Below are 15,639 nucleotides of genomic sequence, written 5' to 3' on the forward strand. Positions count from 1 at the left end.
CTCTACTGCTGCAACACGGTTCCGAGATCGAAAACTCGAAATCCCAGATATAATATTCCCACTACTGACATACCCTTGTCACTCCCCTTTATTTACTTTGTTTCAATCAAACGGAACATTCCAATTTCCAAATCGTTATCGTAATGTAAACTAATACCGATTGGCTGTTTAACTAAGCAGTATTTCGTATCTTTATAAGTCTATGGATTTCAATTTAACGTCGATATATAAACCCACCGGCGACCAGCCCGAAGCAATTCGCCAACTGGTTGAGGGTGTAAATAATAACGAAACATACCAAACCTTGCTGGGTGTTACCGGCTCAGGAAAAACTTTTTCCATTGCCAATGTTATCCAGCAAACGCAACGGCCTACGCTGATACTAAGCCATAATAAAACCCTGGCGGCACAGCTTTATGGCGAGTTTAAGCAGTTCTTCCCGGAGAACGCCGTAAACTACTTCGTATCTTATTACGATTACTACCAGCCGGAGGCTTTTATACCATCATCCAATACGTACATCGAGAAGGACCTGCAAATAAACGAGGAGATCGAAAAATTACGTTTGCGCACTACCTCGGCATTGATGTCGGGCAGGAGGGATGTGATCGTGGTATCGTCTATTTCCTGCATTTATGGTATGGGTAACCCCCAGGATTTTGCCAATTCGGTATTCAAATTTGCGGTGGGTACGCGAATAAGCCGTAATGCATTCCTGCATCGGATGGTGGAGATCTTATATTCCCGTACCACTGCCGATTTTAAACGAGGGACATTCCGGGTTAAGGGCGATGTGGTTGATATTTTCCCTGCTTATATGGATCATGCCTACCGGGTATCTTTCTTTGGTGATGATATTGAAGAATTGAGCACATTTGATGTCACCACCGGTAAAACCATCGAAAAAATGACGCACATGGTGGTTTATCCCGCCAATTTATATGTTGCCCCGCGCGAGCGTTTTACCCAATCCATCTGGGCTATACAAGCCGAGCTGGAAACGCGTAAGAAACAATTTATTGACGATGGGCGCTTTTTAGAAGCTAAGCGTTTGGAAGAAAGGGTTAATTACGATCTGGAAATGATCCGCGAATTGGGTTATTGTTCAGGGATCGAGAATTATTCCCGCTTTTTTGATGGACGCGAACCGGGGGCAAGGCCTTTCTGTTTACTGGATTATTTCCCGGATGATTACCTGATGGTGATCGACGAGAGCCACGTAACCGTACCGCAGATCAGGGCAATGTATGGCGGCGACAGGTCGCGCAAGATCTCTTTGGTTGATTATGGTTTCCGCTTGCCGGCAGCTTTGGATAACCGCCCGCTCAATTTTCAGGAGTTTGAACGCCTGGCACCGCAAACCATTTATGTGAGCGCTACGCCCGGAGATTTCGAACTGGAAAAGTCAGGTGGCGTGGTAGTTGAACAAGTGATCCGCCCGACAGGCTTGCTTGACCCGATGATCGAGGTTCGTCCGGTAATTAACCAGGTGGATGATCTTTTGGATGAGGTAGATAAAACCGTTAAAATGGGAGATAGGGTGCTGGTTACTACATTAACCAAACGCATGTCCGAAGAATTAGCGAAATACATGGACCGTTTGGGCATCAAATGCCGCTACATCCACTCCGAAGTAAAAACATTACAGCGAGTAGAGATTTTGCGTGGGCTGCGTTTAGGCGAGTTTGATGTGTTGATCGGTATCAACTTACTGCGTGAGGGATTGGATCTGCCCGAAGTATCGTTGGTAGCCATTTTAGATGCTGATAAGGAAGGTTTCCTGCGTTCGGAACGCTCATTGATACAAACCATAGGTCGTGCGGCACGTAACGACCGCGGGCGTGTAATTATGTATGCAGATAAAATAACCGACTCGATGCAGGTAACAATGGACGAAACCGACCGCCGCCGTGATAAGCAGATCGCTTATAATTTGGAGCATGGCATTACGCCGACAACGGTAGGCAAATCCCGCGAGGAAATTATTGAGCAAACATCCGTAATGGACTTTAAGGGCGGCGTACAAAAAGCTTATGTAGAAGACGAAATGGTTACCCTGGCTGCAGACCCTATCGTTCAATATATGACCAAGCCTGATTTGAAGAAATCTATCGACAATACCAAAAAGGATATGCTCGCGGCAGCCAAAAATATGGACTTCCTGCTTGCAGCCAAGCTGCGTGATGAAATGTTCGCGCTTGAAAAAATGATGGAGGAAAAATTTAGTTAGCATTAAAATGAAAAAGATAAAACCTTTACATGTTATGCAAATAGGCCTTGGTGTTGATATGCTGATGCACGGATTAGTTCGCATACCTAACTTGCCGGCATTTGTTGCGCATAGTACCGCAAGCTTTAAAACTTCGTTTTTGCCTGATTCGCTGGTAACTACTTTTTTATATGTACTGCCATTTATTGAGTTTATTATTGGCATATTAATATTGGTTGGCGGTAAAACAAGGCGTTTAGGTTTTGTTGCAGGCGGCTTTATTATTACTGTATTATTGTTTGGTACAGCAACACACCAGGCATGGGATCTGGCAAGCCAGCAATTAATTTACCTGGTGGCATTCTCGGTAGCTTTAATGTTTCATGATAGTGAAAGTACCGGCAATACCAGCTTGCCTGCGCAACTGTAACAATAACATCAATCTAACGTCATATAAACAACGTAGATCATAACAAAACAATTGTTGCGTTATAATCTTATATTTGTAAGCTTAATATTAACATAATGGAATTTTTAGATTTCATATTCGCCGTAATTTTTATACTATGGATCGTCAGGATGATTATCCGTATAGTAATGCCGATGCTTTTGCAAAAAGTAATGAACAAAGCGCAACAACATCAGCAAAATTACCAGCAGAATTATAACCGCACTAACCAGCGCGCCGAAGGTGTAAAGGTTGACTATATACCGCAAACTCCAAAAAGTAAGATCCCGGACTCTGAAGGTGATTTTATTGACTACGAAGAGATAAAATAACATGCTGCCCGAAGAGGTTTATAAACGCAGGCATTACGGTACCCCGCAATCTGTTCAGCTTATCATTGCCAATTTTACCGTATTGACCGTTGCCATATCTATTTTCGCGGGCGGAAAACATGTTAACTGGTTTTTTTGGGTGTTGATGGGCCTGTTAGTGATATACAATGTTTTAAATATTAGAAAGGACCGCGAAGAATATAACCGCGCCCGTATCATTGCTTACGTCTTCAGTGTTTTATTGATGATCGCATTGTTTTTAGCCATCCGTTTAAAGGTATAAAGCAACGCATTCATGATAATGGATATACTGAGTGCGCTATTGTATTAAATCGTTACCACCAAACGTTTCCCGCCGGGAATCTTCATGTTCCATAATTCGGCAATGTCTTCAATTTTAACAATAATGGTTTCAACTTTAAGCTTGCCCTCTGCCGCCAGCTGAAACATTTCAGGCAATATTTCCGATATTAATATCCCAACCTGCTCTCGTGACCAAGCTCCAAGTCCGGAGCCGGTTAACTGTAAATCAGCGCTTCGCATATTTGCGGCGGATAACTGAATTGTGTCGCCGGTTATGCTTCCTACAGAAACATATCTTATCCTGTTGGTAAAATTGCCTTTTCCCTTCAAACAACCTAATATCATTTCCGCGGTATGTCCCCACAAATAATCTATGATCACATCTATCGGTCCTTCGGCGTGGATGGCTTTTAACTGCGCGATAAAATGCTCATCATCCTGCACTACCGAAATAATTTCATCCGCTCCCAGATCCAATAATTCTTTAAGAGACTCCTCGTTCCTGCCGGTTACGATCACTTTTTTAGCGCCATAATGCTTGGCGATCTGCACGGCAACACGCCCTGTAAAGCTTGTAGCGCCATTTACCAGCACCACATCCCCGGCTTGAATATCAGCTTTAAAACGTAAACCCATTGCCGCGCCGATAATTGCATTCGGCAGGGCTGCCGCCGATACATCATCTAACCCATCAGGTATTTTTACTATGCGGTCTTTACTTATCAATGCTTTTTCAGATAGCATACCGGTAACCGCCATGCCATATACCCTTGTGCCGTCCTCAAGCAGGCAAACCCCATCGCCGCCTACAACCCGGCCGCCCTCTTTTGGCGCATCGCTTGAGTAGTGTGTGCCGCTGGCGCGGCCTTTGTCTAAGTTTTTAATAGCTACCGCCTTTACGGTTACTAATATTTCATCATCATTTTGCGCTATCGGTTCAGGAAAATCAACATATTCAGGTAATTCTCCTTTTTTATACATTACTGCTGCTTTCATCATCATTTGTTTTTGTTGGAACAAAGTTAGGCCGACTGCTATCCATGTAACGATAACATATGTTATCAAGTGAAAACGGCGTATATTGTTAAAATCATATTAGAATCTAAAACTTAACTTAACCCACCATCTTTTATAATTCCTTTTCTCATTCAAATTTCTATTTTTGAAGAATATATCATTTTAACAATTTCAAATGAATAACTGGTTCAAGCGCAATAGTGTACACTTCATTATTGTAATAATTTTAATTATCATTTCTTTCGCCTACGTGTTTACGCCCATTATGCAGGGCAAAACGTTATTTCAAAGCGATGTAACGCAAGCACAGGGCACCCAAAAAGAAATAATGGATGTACGCGCCAAAACCGGCCATGCACCGCTTTGGACCAATAGTATGTTTGGCGGTATGCCAACCTACCAGATCTGGACATCGTACCCTAACAGTGTTGCATCTTATGTGATAGAAGGGATGAAGGGATTGTTCCCAAACCCGGTTGATACCATTTTGCTTTGCTTATTAGGTGCTTACATATTATTTTGTGTATTAAAACTTAACCCATGGCTTGCCTTGGCCGGCGCTATTGCTTTTACATTTTCATCCTATAATTTTATTTTGATAGATGCCGGGCACGCCAACCAGGTTTACGCCATCGCGTTTTTTTGCCCGATAGTTGCCGGTGTGATCCTGACCTTCCGGGGTAAGTATTTGTTAGGCGCGTCATTAACTGCGCTTGCTCTGGCAATGGAAATACGTTCTAACCACGTACAAATGACCTATTACCTGTTAATAGCCTTATTAATATATGGTATTGTTGAATTGGTTAATGCAATTAAAACCAAGCAATACAAGCCTTTTGGTTTATCAGTTTTATATGTTGCCATCGCGGTGATGTTAGGTGTTGCAGTAAATGCATCCATGCTTTGGACCACTGCTGAATATGCAAAAGAGTCCACCCGCGGGCAATCAAACTTAACACAGCATACTACCGAGGCAAGCAATGGTTTAACCAAAGAATATGCCTATGGCTGGAGCCAGGGTGTTGGTGAATCCATTACTTTTCTTATTCCTAATGCTTATGGCGGCCCGTCAGGAATGGAAGCTTTGAATATACCAAACTCAAACCTCGTCAAAGCCTTTGAAGCCAAAGGCGCTTCGGAAGAGCAGGCCGAAGGTACTGTACAACAGTTAGGAAGCATGGGCGTATCTACTTATTGGGGAGATAAACCAGGCACCAGTGGTCCGTTTTACTTTGGCGCCACAATTTGCTTCCTGTTTGTATTAGGCTTATTGATTATACGCAGCAGGTTAAAATGGTGGTTATTAGCTACAGTAATATTGGTAATGCTGCTGTCATTTGGCGGTAATTGGCCGGTAGTATCCGACTTGTTCTTTAATTACTTCCCAATGTACAACAAGTTCCGTACGGTGGAGTCTATTTTGGCTATTGCAGGATTATGCTTCCCGATCATGGCTTTCTTAGCTATCAGCGAAGTGATAACATCAACGGATAAAGCGTACATTTTAAAGAAAACGTTTCTTGCATTATACATTACAGGTGGTATTGTTTTAGTGTTACTTGCTATACCTGATGTATTCTTTAGCTTTAAAAACAGTCAGCACCAAAATTTAATTAACGGTTTAACACAAGCTCTGCAAGGCGACTCCGGTTACGCTAACAGTATTGTAAACGCGTTAGTGCAGGACCGTATCTCCTTGTTCCGTGCTGATGCCTTACGTTCATTAATCTTTATTTTAATTACGTTTGGTATACTTTGGGCTTTCCTGAAAGAGAAGATCAGTGTTACCATTACCTCAATAGCATTTATAGCCCTTGTGCTGATCGATCTTTGGGGAGTTGATAAACGTTACCTGAATGATGGTAAATTTGTTGACAAGGAAGAGGCTGCGCAGGAAATTCAACCAAGGCAGATAGATCAAATCATATTACGCGATCCGGACCCGGATTACAGGGTGTTGGATATGAGTGACAGGAGCCAGGATCCATTTGCTAACGCAAAACCATCATTCTTTTACAAAAGCATCGGTGGCTATCATGCAGCTAAGTTAAAACGTTATGAAGAATTGGTTGATAACCAATTGCGAAAAACGCTAAACCCAGATGTTTTGGATATGCTGAATACCAAATACATTATTACCGCTGACCCAAAAACACAGCAACCAAGCATGCAAGCCAATAATACAGCTTGCGGCCATGCCTGGTTTGTAAAGAGTGTTAAATATGTTGATAATGCCGACCAGGAAATGCAGGCGATAAGCTCATTTGACCCTAAAGGTGAAGCTATTGTTGATAAGCAATATAAACCATTGATGGATGGTAAAAACCTGGCTACAGATCCTGCATCAACCATCACCTTGACCAGTTATGAACCGGAACATTTGGTTTATCAAACAGGTTCTACAACTTCTCAAATCGCAGTTTTCTCTGAGATCTACTATAAAGAAGGCTGGAAAATGCTGATCGACGGGCAGGAGCAACCTTATTTCCGCGCTGATTACTTGTTGCGTGCCGCAGTTATCCCGGTAGGTAACCATAAGGTTGAATTTATATTCCACCCGGCATCTTATTATGTGGGTGAGGATATTTCTTTAGCCGGATCAATATTATTGATAGCTGCATTGGGCGGAGCCGCTTATGTAGAGAACAAAAAAAGAAAGCCCGAAGTAAAAGGCGATAAAAAGAAAAAGGCTTAGCTCAAATAATTTCTTAAATCCTAATTGCGAGTAACGAAGCAATCTCTATGCTATACAGGTCAATCTTGTAAAACTAAAGATCGCTTCGTTTCTTTTTTATAAATATTTTATCTGCCCGTTTATGAAACAATACAAGCACATTTTTTTCGACCTTGACCATACCATTTGGGATTTTGATAAGAACGCCGAAGAAACGCTGAATGAATTATATGCCATTCATCAATTGGCAGATTTGGGCCTGCCATCTGCTGAATTGTTCATTGAAACTTATACGCGCAATAATCATAAACTTTGGGCGCAGTACCATGTTGGGGCTATAACCAAAGATTACCTGCGCGAGGCACGGTTCAGGACCACGTTTTTAGAGTTAGGTATGCAGCCCGAACTGATACCGGTTAGCTTTGAAGATGAGTATGTTAAATTATGCCCAACTAAAACCAACCTCTTTCCGGATGCGCATGAAGTGCTTACTTATTTAAAATCGAAATATATTTTACACCTTATATCAAACGGGTTTAAAGAATCTACCGAAATTAAAATAGCAGGCAGCAATATCAGCCATTATTTTGATCAGATCATCATATCAGAAACAGTAGGCGTAAACAAGCCCGACAAGGCTATATTTGAGCATGCGCTGAATTTGGCCGGGGCTGTAAAAGACGAAAGTATCATGATTGGCGATAGCATTGAAGCCGATATCAGAGGGGCGTTAAATTTTGGTATAGACGCTATTTATTTTAATCCCATGCAATTAGCAAAGCCCGAAGACGTGCCGGCACAAATTACCACATTAAAAGAATTAACAGGAATATTATAGGCAATTACATAGCCACCATATATTGGTTTAAGTCGATTTGTAATTTATCGGCCCTGTTTATTAATGGTTTGTTCGCAATAAAAGAATCTGCACTAATGTGGTTACTGATCAGTGCATCTTTAAATACATCCTTAAATTTAAAATAATTAAGCGACAGGTTCCATTTATCTCTTAGAAACGAACAAATACGATCATCGCTATCATTCAATAAAGAATAGTTGATCATTACGTAAGTATTCTCAGGCAGTGTTTTAACGTTTTTCAGGATTTCCTCATTATAGGCTATCCATACCTTTAAATAATCTTCGGCTTTCTCGTTATAAAATCTTTGTAACCTGCGTGTTCTGCGGAACGTTTTCCAGATAAACCTATCGAAAGGCCCCCTGGCAAGGTATTTATTTTCTATAGATTTAAAATCCCGTTGTAATAACGAGCTCACTACAGCATTGTAGTCGCGAACTACGATAAGGTAGCGGGCATCAGGGATCAATTCTTTATAAGTATCTAAGAATAAGCAGGTACGCGGGTCTTTCCAACCCCATTGTGGGTACAATTTATTTTTAACCCGGATCACACTTTTTAATTTTTCACGATGGTATAATGAAACCGGGATATTATGTTCATCCGTAAGTCCTGTTTCGGGCAAATGATTATCATGCAATATTTCTTCATGTAATTTTAGGAACTCAATATCTTCGTAATGACCATCAGTATTACCGATGCTGGCCGGTAAAAAATTTTCACCCAATTGTAAACCACATTCGTTTAACCAATGGGTAATTAACGATGTACCTGAACGATGCATTCCTGCGATAATTAAAGTTCTGTTTTGCATAGGTTAAAATTGAAAACGTTAAATAAATTTTTACAGGCCTGGGATAAATGTCATTTTTTTGACATATTAAAATCTGAATAGTTTAAATCAAATTTTAAAATATTATCAAATAATAATGTTAAATCAAAACTAACTTATATAATACAATAGCAGTGTAACGTGTTGATTACAAATTGGTTTGTAACTCTTTCATTACAATTTAGAAGTGGCTTAGTGTATCCGGAGTGAAATTAATTGGAGGGAATGCACTGATTATCAATTAAAAAAGCCAACCTCATGAATTAATCATGGTGGTTGGCTTTTTTAATTTAAAGATACTAAAGCGAGTTTCTAATTTTGTTCTAATTCTCCTCTAATCCTGTTCTAATCAAATTTAATTTATAGTTTATTTTTTTCTTATTTTTTAAGGCCGATCTCGCGTAAACGCTCATCTAAATATTCTCCGGCAGTTATATCATCATATTTTTTAGGGTGTTGTTCGTCAATACATGATGGCAAGCAAGCCAGGTCCATATCAGGTACCGGATGCAAAAAGAATGGTACCGAGTAACGTGAATTTTTCATTTGCTCACGAGGTGGGTTTACAACCCTGTGCGTGGTTGATTTTAATTTATTATTGGTTAAACGTTGCAGCATATCGCCAACATTCACAACCAGGTCTTCGCCATAAGCTTTAACAGGGAACCACGTATTGTCGCGGGTTAACAATTCCAGTCCATCCGCGCTGGCGCCAATAAGTAAAGTGATCAGGTTAATATCTTCATGCGCCCCTGCACGTACCGCATCATCAGGCAATACATCCGGGTTGGTTATCGGGAAGTAGTGCAATGTGCGTAATATGGAGTTGCCATCGGTAACCTTTCCATCAAAATAATCTTCAGGTAAGTCTAAATAAACAGCTATCGCGCGTAACAGGTATTTGCCGGCTTGTTCCAATTTCTGGTAAACTTCTTTTGTGGTTGGGTTAAAATCAGGTAGCTCATTTACAATTATGTTATCCGGATAGTCCGCTTTTAATGGCGAGCCTTCCGAAATAAACTGTCCTATCTGCCAAAACTCCTTTAAATCAGGTGTTGTAAATCCTTTAGCGGTTTCTTTATTTTTGCCGGTATACCCGCGCTGGCCTGCAAGTTCAGGTATTTCATAGCTTTGTTTTACTTCCTCTGGTAAAGCAAATAACTCTTTAACATCTGTATAAAGCTTATCAATTAAGGTCTTGCTCAATCCATGGTTTGTTATAGTTACAAATCCGGTTTCGTTAAAAGCTTTACCTATTTGATCCGAGAATTCTTTGCGGTCTTGTTCAGTACCGTTAATATATTTATTAAGGTCGAGCCTTGGGATGTTTACTGTATTCATAACTACAAATATTGTGTGTGTTATTGTTATTTGATGAGGTTAATTAAGTGCAATTATAGAGAATATTGGCTTAAAAGAGGATAAATATGCCAACATTTAAAACAATTTAAAATTTTAGCGTTTAGTATTCATTAATCAATATAACAATATTGTTACAATTTATATTTCTATGAGAACCTTAAAAAATGCCATTACAATAAGCTTATTCGCATTGTCACTCGTGCTGGTTATGCCCAATAAAAGCAAAGCACAGGACGGCTATATTTCAGACCAGGAATTTTACGATCAGTTAGCGCCATACGGTACCTGGGTACAGGATAATTATTATGGAGATGTATGGGTGCCAAACGTTGACGAAGACTTTAGGCCCTACGCAACTAACGGTTACTGGGCACAAACCGATTATGGTACCACATGGGTATCTGATTACCCATGGGGATGGGCAACTTTCCACTATGGCAGATGGCATTATGATGATTATTATGGATGGGAATGGATCCCGGGGCATGAGTGGTCTCCTGCATGGGTAAGCTGGCGACATGGCGGCGGTTACTACGGCTGGGCGCCTTTAGATGCAGGCATAAGCATTAGTATTTCCTTTGGCGGTGGTTACCACGTACCCGATAATTACTGGGTTTGCGCACCGGAGCGTTATATGAACAGCCCGCGTATATATAACTATTATGCGCCGCATACCCGGGTAATCAACATTATACATAATACCACAATAATTAATAACACCTATGTACATAATAATCATACGTACATTGCCGGCCCGCGCCCTGCAGATATACAGCGAGCTACGCATGAAAGGGTTAACGTATATAAAATAAATAATGCCGGCAGGCCGGGTGCGCCAAGTATTGCCCATAATGCTATAAATATTTATAGGCCCGCGGTAAAAGTAGTTCCTAATGCCCGCCCGGCAAGAGTAGTTAATGCCCAGGCATATAGGCAGGCCAATCCAAATGCCGGGATAGGCAGGAGCGGCGGCGTAGCGAATAACCATACTAATGCCCAAAGGCTGGCAGCAGTTGTACATAGTGCCAGGCCAAATACGCATTTTGTAAATGTGCACCCAACAGCTGCGCCGGGCAGGGTAGCGCCAGCTAACCATGCAAGCGGTGCAAGGCCATTGTTACCAACTAATACCAGTGCCCCGGGCAGGCCGCAGGCAGAAGGCCACACGCCGGTTCAGCCGCAAGTTCGGGAACAAAAACAGCAACAACCGGTTCATCCACAGGCTCAACAACATGCGGTTCAGCAACAGCCGCAAGTTCGGGAACAAAAACAGCAACAACCGGTTCATCCACAGGCTCAACAACATGCGGTTCAGCAACAGCCGCAAGTTCGGGAACAAAAACAGCAACAACCGGTTCATCCACAGGCTCAACAACATGCGGTTCAGCAACAGCCGCAAGTTCGTGAACAACAACAGCAACAACCGGTTCATCCGCAAGCTCAACAACATGCGGTTCAGCAACAGCCGCAAAAGGTTCAGCAGCAGCAAGCCCAGTCTCACCAACGCGATCAGCAGGCTCACCAGCAGCAAAGGGCTCAGCAGCAAGAAGCCCAGGCGCAACAACATCAGCAGCAGGCACAGCAACAGCAGCAAAGGGCTCAACAGCAACAACAGCAGGCGCAACAACGCCAGCAGCAGGCACAGCAGCAGCAGCAAAGGGCTCAACAACAGCAACAGCAGGCGCAACAACGCCAGCAGCAGGCACAGCAGCAGCAGCAAAGGGCTCAACAACAGCAACAGCAGGCGCAACAACGCCAGCAGCAGGCACAGCAGCAGCAGCAAAGGGCTCAACAGCAGCAACAGCAGCGTGCTCAACAACAGCATCCGCAGCCAAGGCCAAGACCTCAGCCACAACCTCAACCGGAGCAGCATTAAGCACTGCCTAAAATAAATGATCCCAAACCTGTACATTATTTATAGGTTTGGGTTTTTTATTGATATGAAGCGGATCAATTTTTATAAATGGCTTTTAATTTTCGGGCTGATCATGCCAGTGTTTTGTAACGCGCAAAGCGTTAAGGATGCAGATAGCAAAAACGCCAAGGGAATTGTTTTTATTGAAAACTCCTGGAGCGAAGCACTGCACCAGGCACATATAAAAAATAAATACATTTTTGTGGATTGTTATGCTACCTGGTGCGGCCCGTGCACTTTGTTAAGGAATGCTACATTTAAAAATAATAAGGCAGCTGATTTTTATAACCAAAATTTTATTAATGTATCTATTGATATGGAGCGCGGAGAAGGGCCTGCACTTGCCCAACAGTGGGGAATAACGGCTTACCCCACTTTAATTGTGTTTGATTCAAACGGCAAACCGGTGTTTGGTACTTTGGGCTATATAGGAGCGAAGGATTTAATTAAATTTGGTAAGCAGGCACTGGAGAAAACGGCGGATTAGGTTTGTTAGGAGCGAAGTACTTAGAACAAGGGGGGAATTGGTTGCGATATGTAAAATTTTGGGCATAAAAAAAGACCGAAACACTCTCGCAGTTTTTCGGCCTTACATCTACCTATGAAAACAACCCTTTTTTGGGAAGGGTATTAACATTAATTCAAAAGCAATGCCAATTGCTAAGTAGCTGTATTTTAGCTTTAAAAACTTGTTTAAAAGTAAAGTTTAATATTGTTGTGGAAATTACGCCTACGCAAAATGGGGAATATTTACACAAAATGGGAATGTGCTTACAGCAGGATCAAGTTAAATATACCGCATCTTCATGGTCGTTTTCTGTTAAAAAAACGTCAACACGCTCTTTTAATACAGTTGATAAAGCCATCCCCGCGTAATCGGTAGTGATCGGGAAGTTTTTGTGGTTTCGGTCAATCAAAACCGCTGTACGCAATTTTTTAAGGCGAACATCAATAAATACCCCAAAGCCATAAGCCAGTGTTTTACCCGAGTTAAGTACATCATCTACCAAAATAACAGCCTTATCCTCGCAATCCTCAACCTTAAAATTAATATTCGATTTTAGGCTGCTGCTTTGTTTTTCCAGTTCAATGGTGAGCAGTTTGCTTTTAAACGGGGCAATTTTATCCAGTATTTTTTTAAGGCGCTCTGCTATATGGTTACCACGGGGTAAGATGCCGGCTATCAGTATTTCTTCCTCGTCAAAATTATCTTCCAGTATCTGGTAAGCAATGCGGTCAATCTTTTGCTGCATTTGCTGCTGGTTGAGTATAAGGAGTTTTTTATCTGACATAGCACTTAGTTATAAGTTTAATGTTAAAAGTTGAAAGTGCATTACGCATTTAATACAATTATTTACGGCTAAGGTAGAAATTAAGTTTTAAAGCGAAAAGATTGAATTTATGGATTGGCGTAATTGTTGCAAATGTATTTAATGAATCAATATCTATTAAATATCATCAACATGGAATATGTACTTTTTTTTGCTGGAATCGCGTTAATTTTCCTTGCTTACCTGATCTATAAAGTGTTTAAATGGTCCAATTTGGCACCTAATGATCAATATTTAAAAACTGCTTTAAGACTAAACAGCCTTGCTATGGTAATGATGAGTGTAAGCGCAGGAATGTTTTTTTTAGTTGAAGGTTTAGTGGCATAACAAATTTCCACATTAATTGGGGTATTAACCGCCCATGGTGGGGAATTAAGAATAGTAGCTTAATCCTTTACGTAAGGGAAAAATACAAAGTTGGCACCTTCGGGTGTTACCACAAATACACACATAAAATCCTCGGGTTTTTTGTAGGTATCAATAAAGCGCTGCTTTAATTCTTTTTTGACGATACCACGCTCGATAAATTCTTCGAGTGTTGAAGCATTTATACTCCAATCGCTGTTTACATCTTCTTTATCCAATATCATTTCGCCAACGGCAACCTCGTGCTGGTGGGCAATGAAGATAGGGTACAGCGACAAGCCCTCTACCATTATTTCGATTGCTATCTCACGTATCGACTCGTTAAAAAGTTTCAAATCAACCTCAAGGCTTAGTAATGGGCTTTCTTTATCTTTTCCGTTATTTTCGTTTAGCAGTTCTTCGGGTTCCATAGTATTTTGTCTGAACCATGATTTATGGGATTCATGGATTTTCTTGATTATAAATCTAACTTATTTGAGTTTAAGCAACACCACATTCTCCACGTGCTGCGTATGAGGAAACATATCAACCGGTTGAATTTTAACAGTATCGTATTTTTCTTTCAGTACAAGTAAGTCGCGGGCCTGAGTGGCGGCATTGCAGCTTACATATACAATTTTTGGTGCTTCAATGTCCATCAGGCGGGCAATTACATCGGGGTGCATGCCTGCACGCGGCGGATCGGTAATAATCACATCCGGTTTACCATGTTCGGCGATGAAATCGGGCACCAAAACATCCTTCATATCACCCGCGTAAAATTTAGTGTTGATAATGTTGTTTATCGCGGAGTTTATCTTCGCGTCTTCTATCGCCGTAGGCACATACTCAACCCCAACAACCTGCTTTACCTGCCCGGCTATAAAGTTGGCAATGGTTCCGGCACCGGTATATAAGTCATAAACCAGCTCATCGCCGGTAAAGCCTGCAAAATCACGTGTTATCTCATACAGCTTTTTCGCTTGAATTGAATTTGTTTGATAGAACGACTTAGCACCGATCCTGAACCTGATTCCGTCCATCTCCTCATGAATATACTCCGGCCCTCGGAAGGCTACAACATGCTGGTCGAAAATAGTATCATTTTTCTTTTGGTTGACGATGTACAGCAGCGATGTGATCTGCAAGAAAGTATCAGCAACAAAATTCATCAGTTTGCTGATCTCTTCTTCTGTAGGGTAGGCAAACACTACGATCACCATCAGCTCCCCGGTTGACGAGGTGCGGATGATCAGGTTACGCAGTGCTCCTGAATGGCCTTTTAAATCATAGTAAGAATATCCCTCGCGTTTAGCAAACTCATCAATACTGTTTCGTATCGCGTTTGACGGATCGGCCTGTAGGTAGCAATGCTGCACATCCAAAATTTTATCAAACCTGCCGGGGATGTGAAAGCCTAAGGCATCCATATTGATGTTATCCTCTGGTTTAGCCTCGCCATCCATCAGCCAGCGTTTGTTGCTGAAAGTAAATTCCAGCTTGTTACGGTAATACTTATCCTCCGGCGAAGCCACAATAGGCAGTATTCCGCTAATATCAACTTTTCCTAAACGGGTAAGCGCGTTCTCAACCGATTTTTGCTTGAACGTGAGCTGGGCGTCATAAGTCATGTGTTGCCATTTGCAGCCGCCACAGGTGCCAAAATGCTCGCAGAAAGCCTGTACACGGTGTTCCGAAGCTTTTTTAAGGTTCATGATACGGCCTTCGCCAAAATTCTTTTTGCTGCGGTAAACCAGTACATCGGCAATATCGCCGGGGATGGCTTTTTCTACAAAAAGCACAAAATCATCGGATTTGCCAACGCCCTTGCCTTCTTCGGCAATGTCGATTATTTCAACGCCCTCAAAAATCTTATCCGGTTTGTTTTTGTTGCCTCTGCCCATAAAGTTTGCAAAGGTAATAATTTCAGCTTGCAGATTGTATGCTTTATCGACGGGGCTTAACTTGATATTCTGGCGAACTTATTATAGGGAAGTGACAAATAAGTGAAT

Annotated in this window: 15 protein-coding genes; 9 read left to right on the forward strand and 6 right to left on the reverse strand. The window is 41.6% G+C overall.

What is annotated here, in order from left to right; genetic code table 11:
- The first annotated feature begins 202 nt into the window (after window positions 1-202).
- The 4 genes from uvrB (at window position 203) to ACYZ0U_RS05425 (ending at window position 3,272) form a co-directional block, all read left to right on the forward strand.
- A complete protein-coding gene (uvrB, locus tag ACYZ0U_RS05410) occupies window positions 203-2,230 on the forward strand; it encodes an excinuclease ABC subunit UvrB (protein WP_461450627.1) in 2,028 nt (675 codons plus the stop codon).
- Between the two features lie 7 nt (window positions 2,231-2,237).
- Window positions 2,238-2,639 (forward strand): DoxX family protein, encoded by a 402-nt coding sequence (locus tag ACYZ0U_RS05415; RefSeq protein WP_461450629.1) that lies wholly within the window; start codon window positions 2,238-2,240, stop codon window positions 2,637-2,639.
- 95 nt (window positions 2,640-2,734) lie between these two features.
- Window positions 2,735-2,989, forward strand: coding sequence for a DUF4834 family protein (locus tag ACYZ0U_RS05420; protein ID WP_461450631.1), 255 nt, complete (start codon window positions 2,735-2,737; stop codon window positions 2,987-2,989).
- A 1-nt stretch (window position 2,990) separates the two neighbouring features.
- Window positions 2,991-3,272 carry a hypothetical protein gene (locus ACYZ0U_RS05425; RefSeq protein ID WP_461450633.1) on the forward strand — a complete coding sequence of 94 codons (282 nt, stop codon included), beginning with the start codon at window positions 2,991-2,993 and terminating at the stop codon, window positions 3,270-3,272.
- A gap of 44 nt (window positions 3,273-3,316) precedes the next feature.
- Here the strand turns inward: ACYZ0U_RS05425 and ACYZ0U_RS05430 are convergent, their stop codons facing one another.
- Entirely contained in the window at window positions 3,317-4,288 is a 972-nt protein-coding gene (locus tag ACYZ0U_RS05430; RefSeq protein WP_461450635.1) for a quinone oxidoreductase family protein, read from the reverse strand.
- A gap of 196 nt (window positions 4,289-4,484) precedes the next feature.
- Between ACYZ0U_RS05430 and ACYZ0U_RS05435 the strand changes: the two genes are divergently transcribed.
- Both ACYZ0U_RS05435 and ACYZ0U_RS05440 read left to right on the forward strand, forming a co-directional pair.
- A complete protein-coding gene (locus ACYZ0U_RS05435) occupies window positions 4,485-7,004 on the forward strand; it encodes a YfhO family protein (RefSeq protein WP_461450636.1) in 2,520 nt (839 codons plus the stop codon).
- 121 nt (window positions 7,005-7,125) lie between these two features.
- Window positions 7,126-7,821, forward strand: coding sequence for a YjjG family noncanonical pyrimidine nucleotidase (locus ACYZ0U_RS05440; RefSeq protein WP_461450638.1), 696 nt, complete (start codon window positions 7,126-7,128; stop codon window positions 7,819-7,821).
- A 4-nt stretch (window positions 7,822-7,825) separates the two neighbouring features.
- On the opposite strand, the gene ACYZ0U_RS05445 is transcribed toward ACYZ0U_RS05440, so the two are convergent.
- Window positions 7,826-8,656, reverse strand: coding sequence for a sulfotransferase (locus tag ACYZ0U_RS05445; RefSeq protein ID WP_461450640.1), 831 nt, complete (start codon window positions 8,654-8,656; stop codon window positions 7,826-7,828).
- Between the two features lie 396 nt (window positions 8,657-9,052).
- The gene (locus ACYZ0U_RS05450; protein WP_461450642.1) at window positions 9,053-10,015 is read right to left on the reverse strand and encodes an isopenicillin N synthase family dioxygenase; all 963 of its coding nucleotides are present in this window, start codon (window positions 10,013-10,015) and stop codon (window positions 9,053-9,055) included.
- Between the two features lie 169 nt (window positions 10,016-10,184).
- On the opposite strand from ACYZ0U_RS05450, the gene ACYZ0U_RS05455 reads away from it, so the two are divergent.
- Together ACYZ0U_RS05455 and ACYZ0U_RS05460 are read left to right on the forward strand one after the other, a co-directional pair.
- On the forward strand, window positions 10,185-11,912 hold the full coding sequence (locus ACYZ0U_RS05455; RefSeq protein ID WP_461450644.1) for a DUF6600 domain-containing protein: 1,728 nt from the start codon (window positions 10,185-10,187) through the stop codon (window positions 11,910-11,912).
- A 16-nt stretch (window positions 11,913-11,928) separates the two neighbouring features.
- The gene (locus ACYZ0U_RS05460) at window positions 11,929-12,438 is read left to right on the forward strand and encodes a thioredoxin family protein (protein ID WP_461450646.1); all 510 of its coding nucleotides are present in this window, start codon (window positions 11,929-11,931) and stop codon (window positions 12,436-12,438) included.
- Window positions 12,439-12,733: 295 nt separating this feature from the next.
- On the opposite strand, the gene ACYZ0U_RS05465 is transcribed toward ACYZ0U_RS05460, so the two are convergent.
- Window positions 12,734-13,243: a phosphoribosyltransferase family protein gene (locus tag ACYZ0U_RS05465; RefSeq protein ID WP_461450648.1), complete on the reverse strand. Its 510-nt coding sequence runs from the start codon at window positions 13,241-13,243 to the stop codon at window positions 12,734-12,736.
- 141 nt (window positions 13,244-13,384) lie between these two features.
- Here ACYZ0U_RS05465 and ACYZ0U_RS05470 point away from each other — a divergent pair, with 141 nt between their 5' ends.
- Window positions 13,385-13,609, forward strand: a complete 225-nt coding sequence (locus ACYZ0U_RS05470; protein WP_461450650.1) for a hypothetical protein — start codon at window positions 13,385-13,387, stop codon at window positions 13,607-13,609.
- 59 nt (window positions 13,610-13,668) lie between these two features.
- On the opposite strand, the gene ACYZ0U_RS05475 is transcribed toward ACYZ0U_RS05470, so the two are convergent.
- Both ACYZ0U_RS05475 and rlmD read right to left on the reverse strand, forming a co-directional pair.
- On the reverse strand, window positions 13,669-14,058 hold the full coding sequence (locus ACYZ0U_RS05475; protein ID WP_461450652.1) for a hypothetical protein: 390 nt from the start codon (window positions 14,056-14,058) through the stop codon (window positions 13,669-13,671).
- A gap of 60 nt (window positions 14,059-14,118) precedes the next feature.
- A complete protein-coding gene (rlmD, locus tag ACYZ0U_RS05480; RefSeq protein WP_461450654.1) occupies window positions 14,119-15,531 on the reverse strand; it encodes a 23S rRNA (uracil(1939)-C(5))-methyltransferase RlmD in 1,413 nt (470 codons plus the stop codon).
- Window positions 15,532-15,639: the final 108 nt, after the last annotated feature.

Origin of the sequence: Mucilaginibacter sp. (assembly GCF_965225845.1) — a bacterium.
GTDB lineage: Bacteria > Bacteroidota > Bacteroidia > Sphingobacteriales > Sphingobacteriaceae > Mucilaginibacter.

What these genes read in the sequence shown, in the direction of transcription:
- rlmD (WP_461450654.1), bottom strand. Translation starts at nt 15,531, where the DNA reads ATGGGCAGAGGCAACAAAAACAAACCGGATAAGATTTTTGAGGGCGTT.
- ACYZ0U_RS05435 (WP_461450636.1), top strand. Translation starts at nt 4,485, where the DNA reads ATGAATAACTGGTTCAAGCGCAATAGTGTACACTTCATTATTGTAATA.
- ACYZ0U_RS05430 (WP_461450635.1), bottom strand. Translation starts at nt 4,288, where the DNA reads ATGAAAGCAGCAGTAATGTATAAAAAAGGAGAATTACCTGAATATGTT.
- ACYZ0U_RS05455 (WP_461450644.1), top strand. Translation starts at nt 10,185, where the DNA reads ATGAGAACCTTAAAAAATGCCATTACAATAAGCTTATTCGCATTGTCA.
- ACYZ0U_RS05465 (WP_461450648.1), bottom strand. Translation starts at nt 13,243, where the DNA reads ATGTCAGATAAAAAACTCCTTATACTCAACCAGCAGCAAATGCAGCAA.
- ACYZ0U_RS05440 (WP_461450638.1), top strand. Translation starts at nt 7,126, where the DNA reads ATGAAACAATACAAGCACATTTTTTTCGACCTTGACCATACCATTTGG.
- uvrB (WP_461450627.1), top strand. Translation starts at nt 203, where the DNA reads ATGGATTTCAATTTAACGTCGATATATAAACCCACCGGCGACCAGCCC.
- ACYZ0U_RS05425 (WP_461450633.1), top strand. Translation starts at nt 2,991, where the DNA reads ATGCTGCCCGAAGAGGTTTATAAACGCAGGCATTACGGTACCCCGCAA.
- ACYZ0U_RS05460 (WP_461450646.1), top strand. Translation starts at nt 11,929, where the DNA reads ATGATCCCAAACCTGTACATTATTTATAGGTTTGGGTTTTTTATTGAT.
- ACYZ0U_RS05415 (WP_461450629.1), top strand. Translation starts at nt 2,238, where the DNA reads ATGAAAAAGATAAAACCTTTACATGTTATGCAAATAGGCCTTGGTGTT.
- ACYZ0U_RS05470 (WP_461450650.1), top strand. Translation starts at nt 13,385, where the DNA reads ATGAATCAATATCTATTAAATATCATCAACATGGAATATGTACTTTTT.
- ACYZ0U_RS05450 (WP_461450642.1), bottom strand. Translation starts at nt 10,015, where the DNA reads ATGAATACAGTAAACATCCCAAGGCTCGACCTTAATAAATATATTAAC.
- ACYZ0U_RS05475 (WP_461450652.1), bottom strand. Translation starts at nt 14,058, where the DNA reads ATGGAACCCGAAGAACTGCTAAACGAAAATAACGGAAAAGATAAAGAA.
- ACYZ0U_RS05445 (WP_461450640.1), bottom strand. Translation starts at nt 8,656, where the DNA reads ATGCAAAACAGAACTTTAATTATCGCAGGAATGCATCGTTCAGGTACA.
- ACYZ0U_RS05420 (WP_461450631.1), top strand. Translation starts at nt 2,735, where the DNA reads ATGGAATTTTTAGATTTCATATTCGCCGTAATTTTTATACTATGGATC.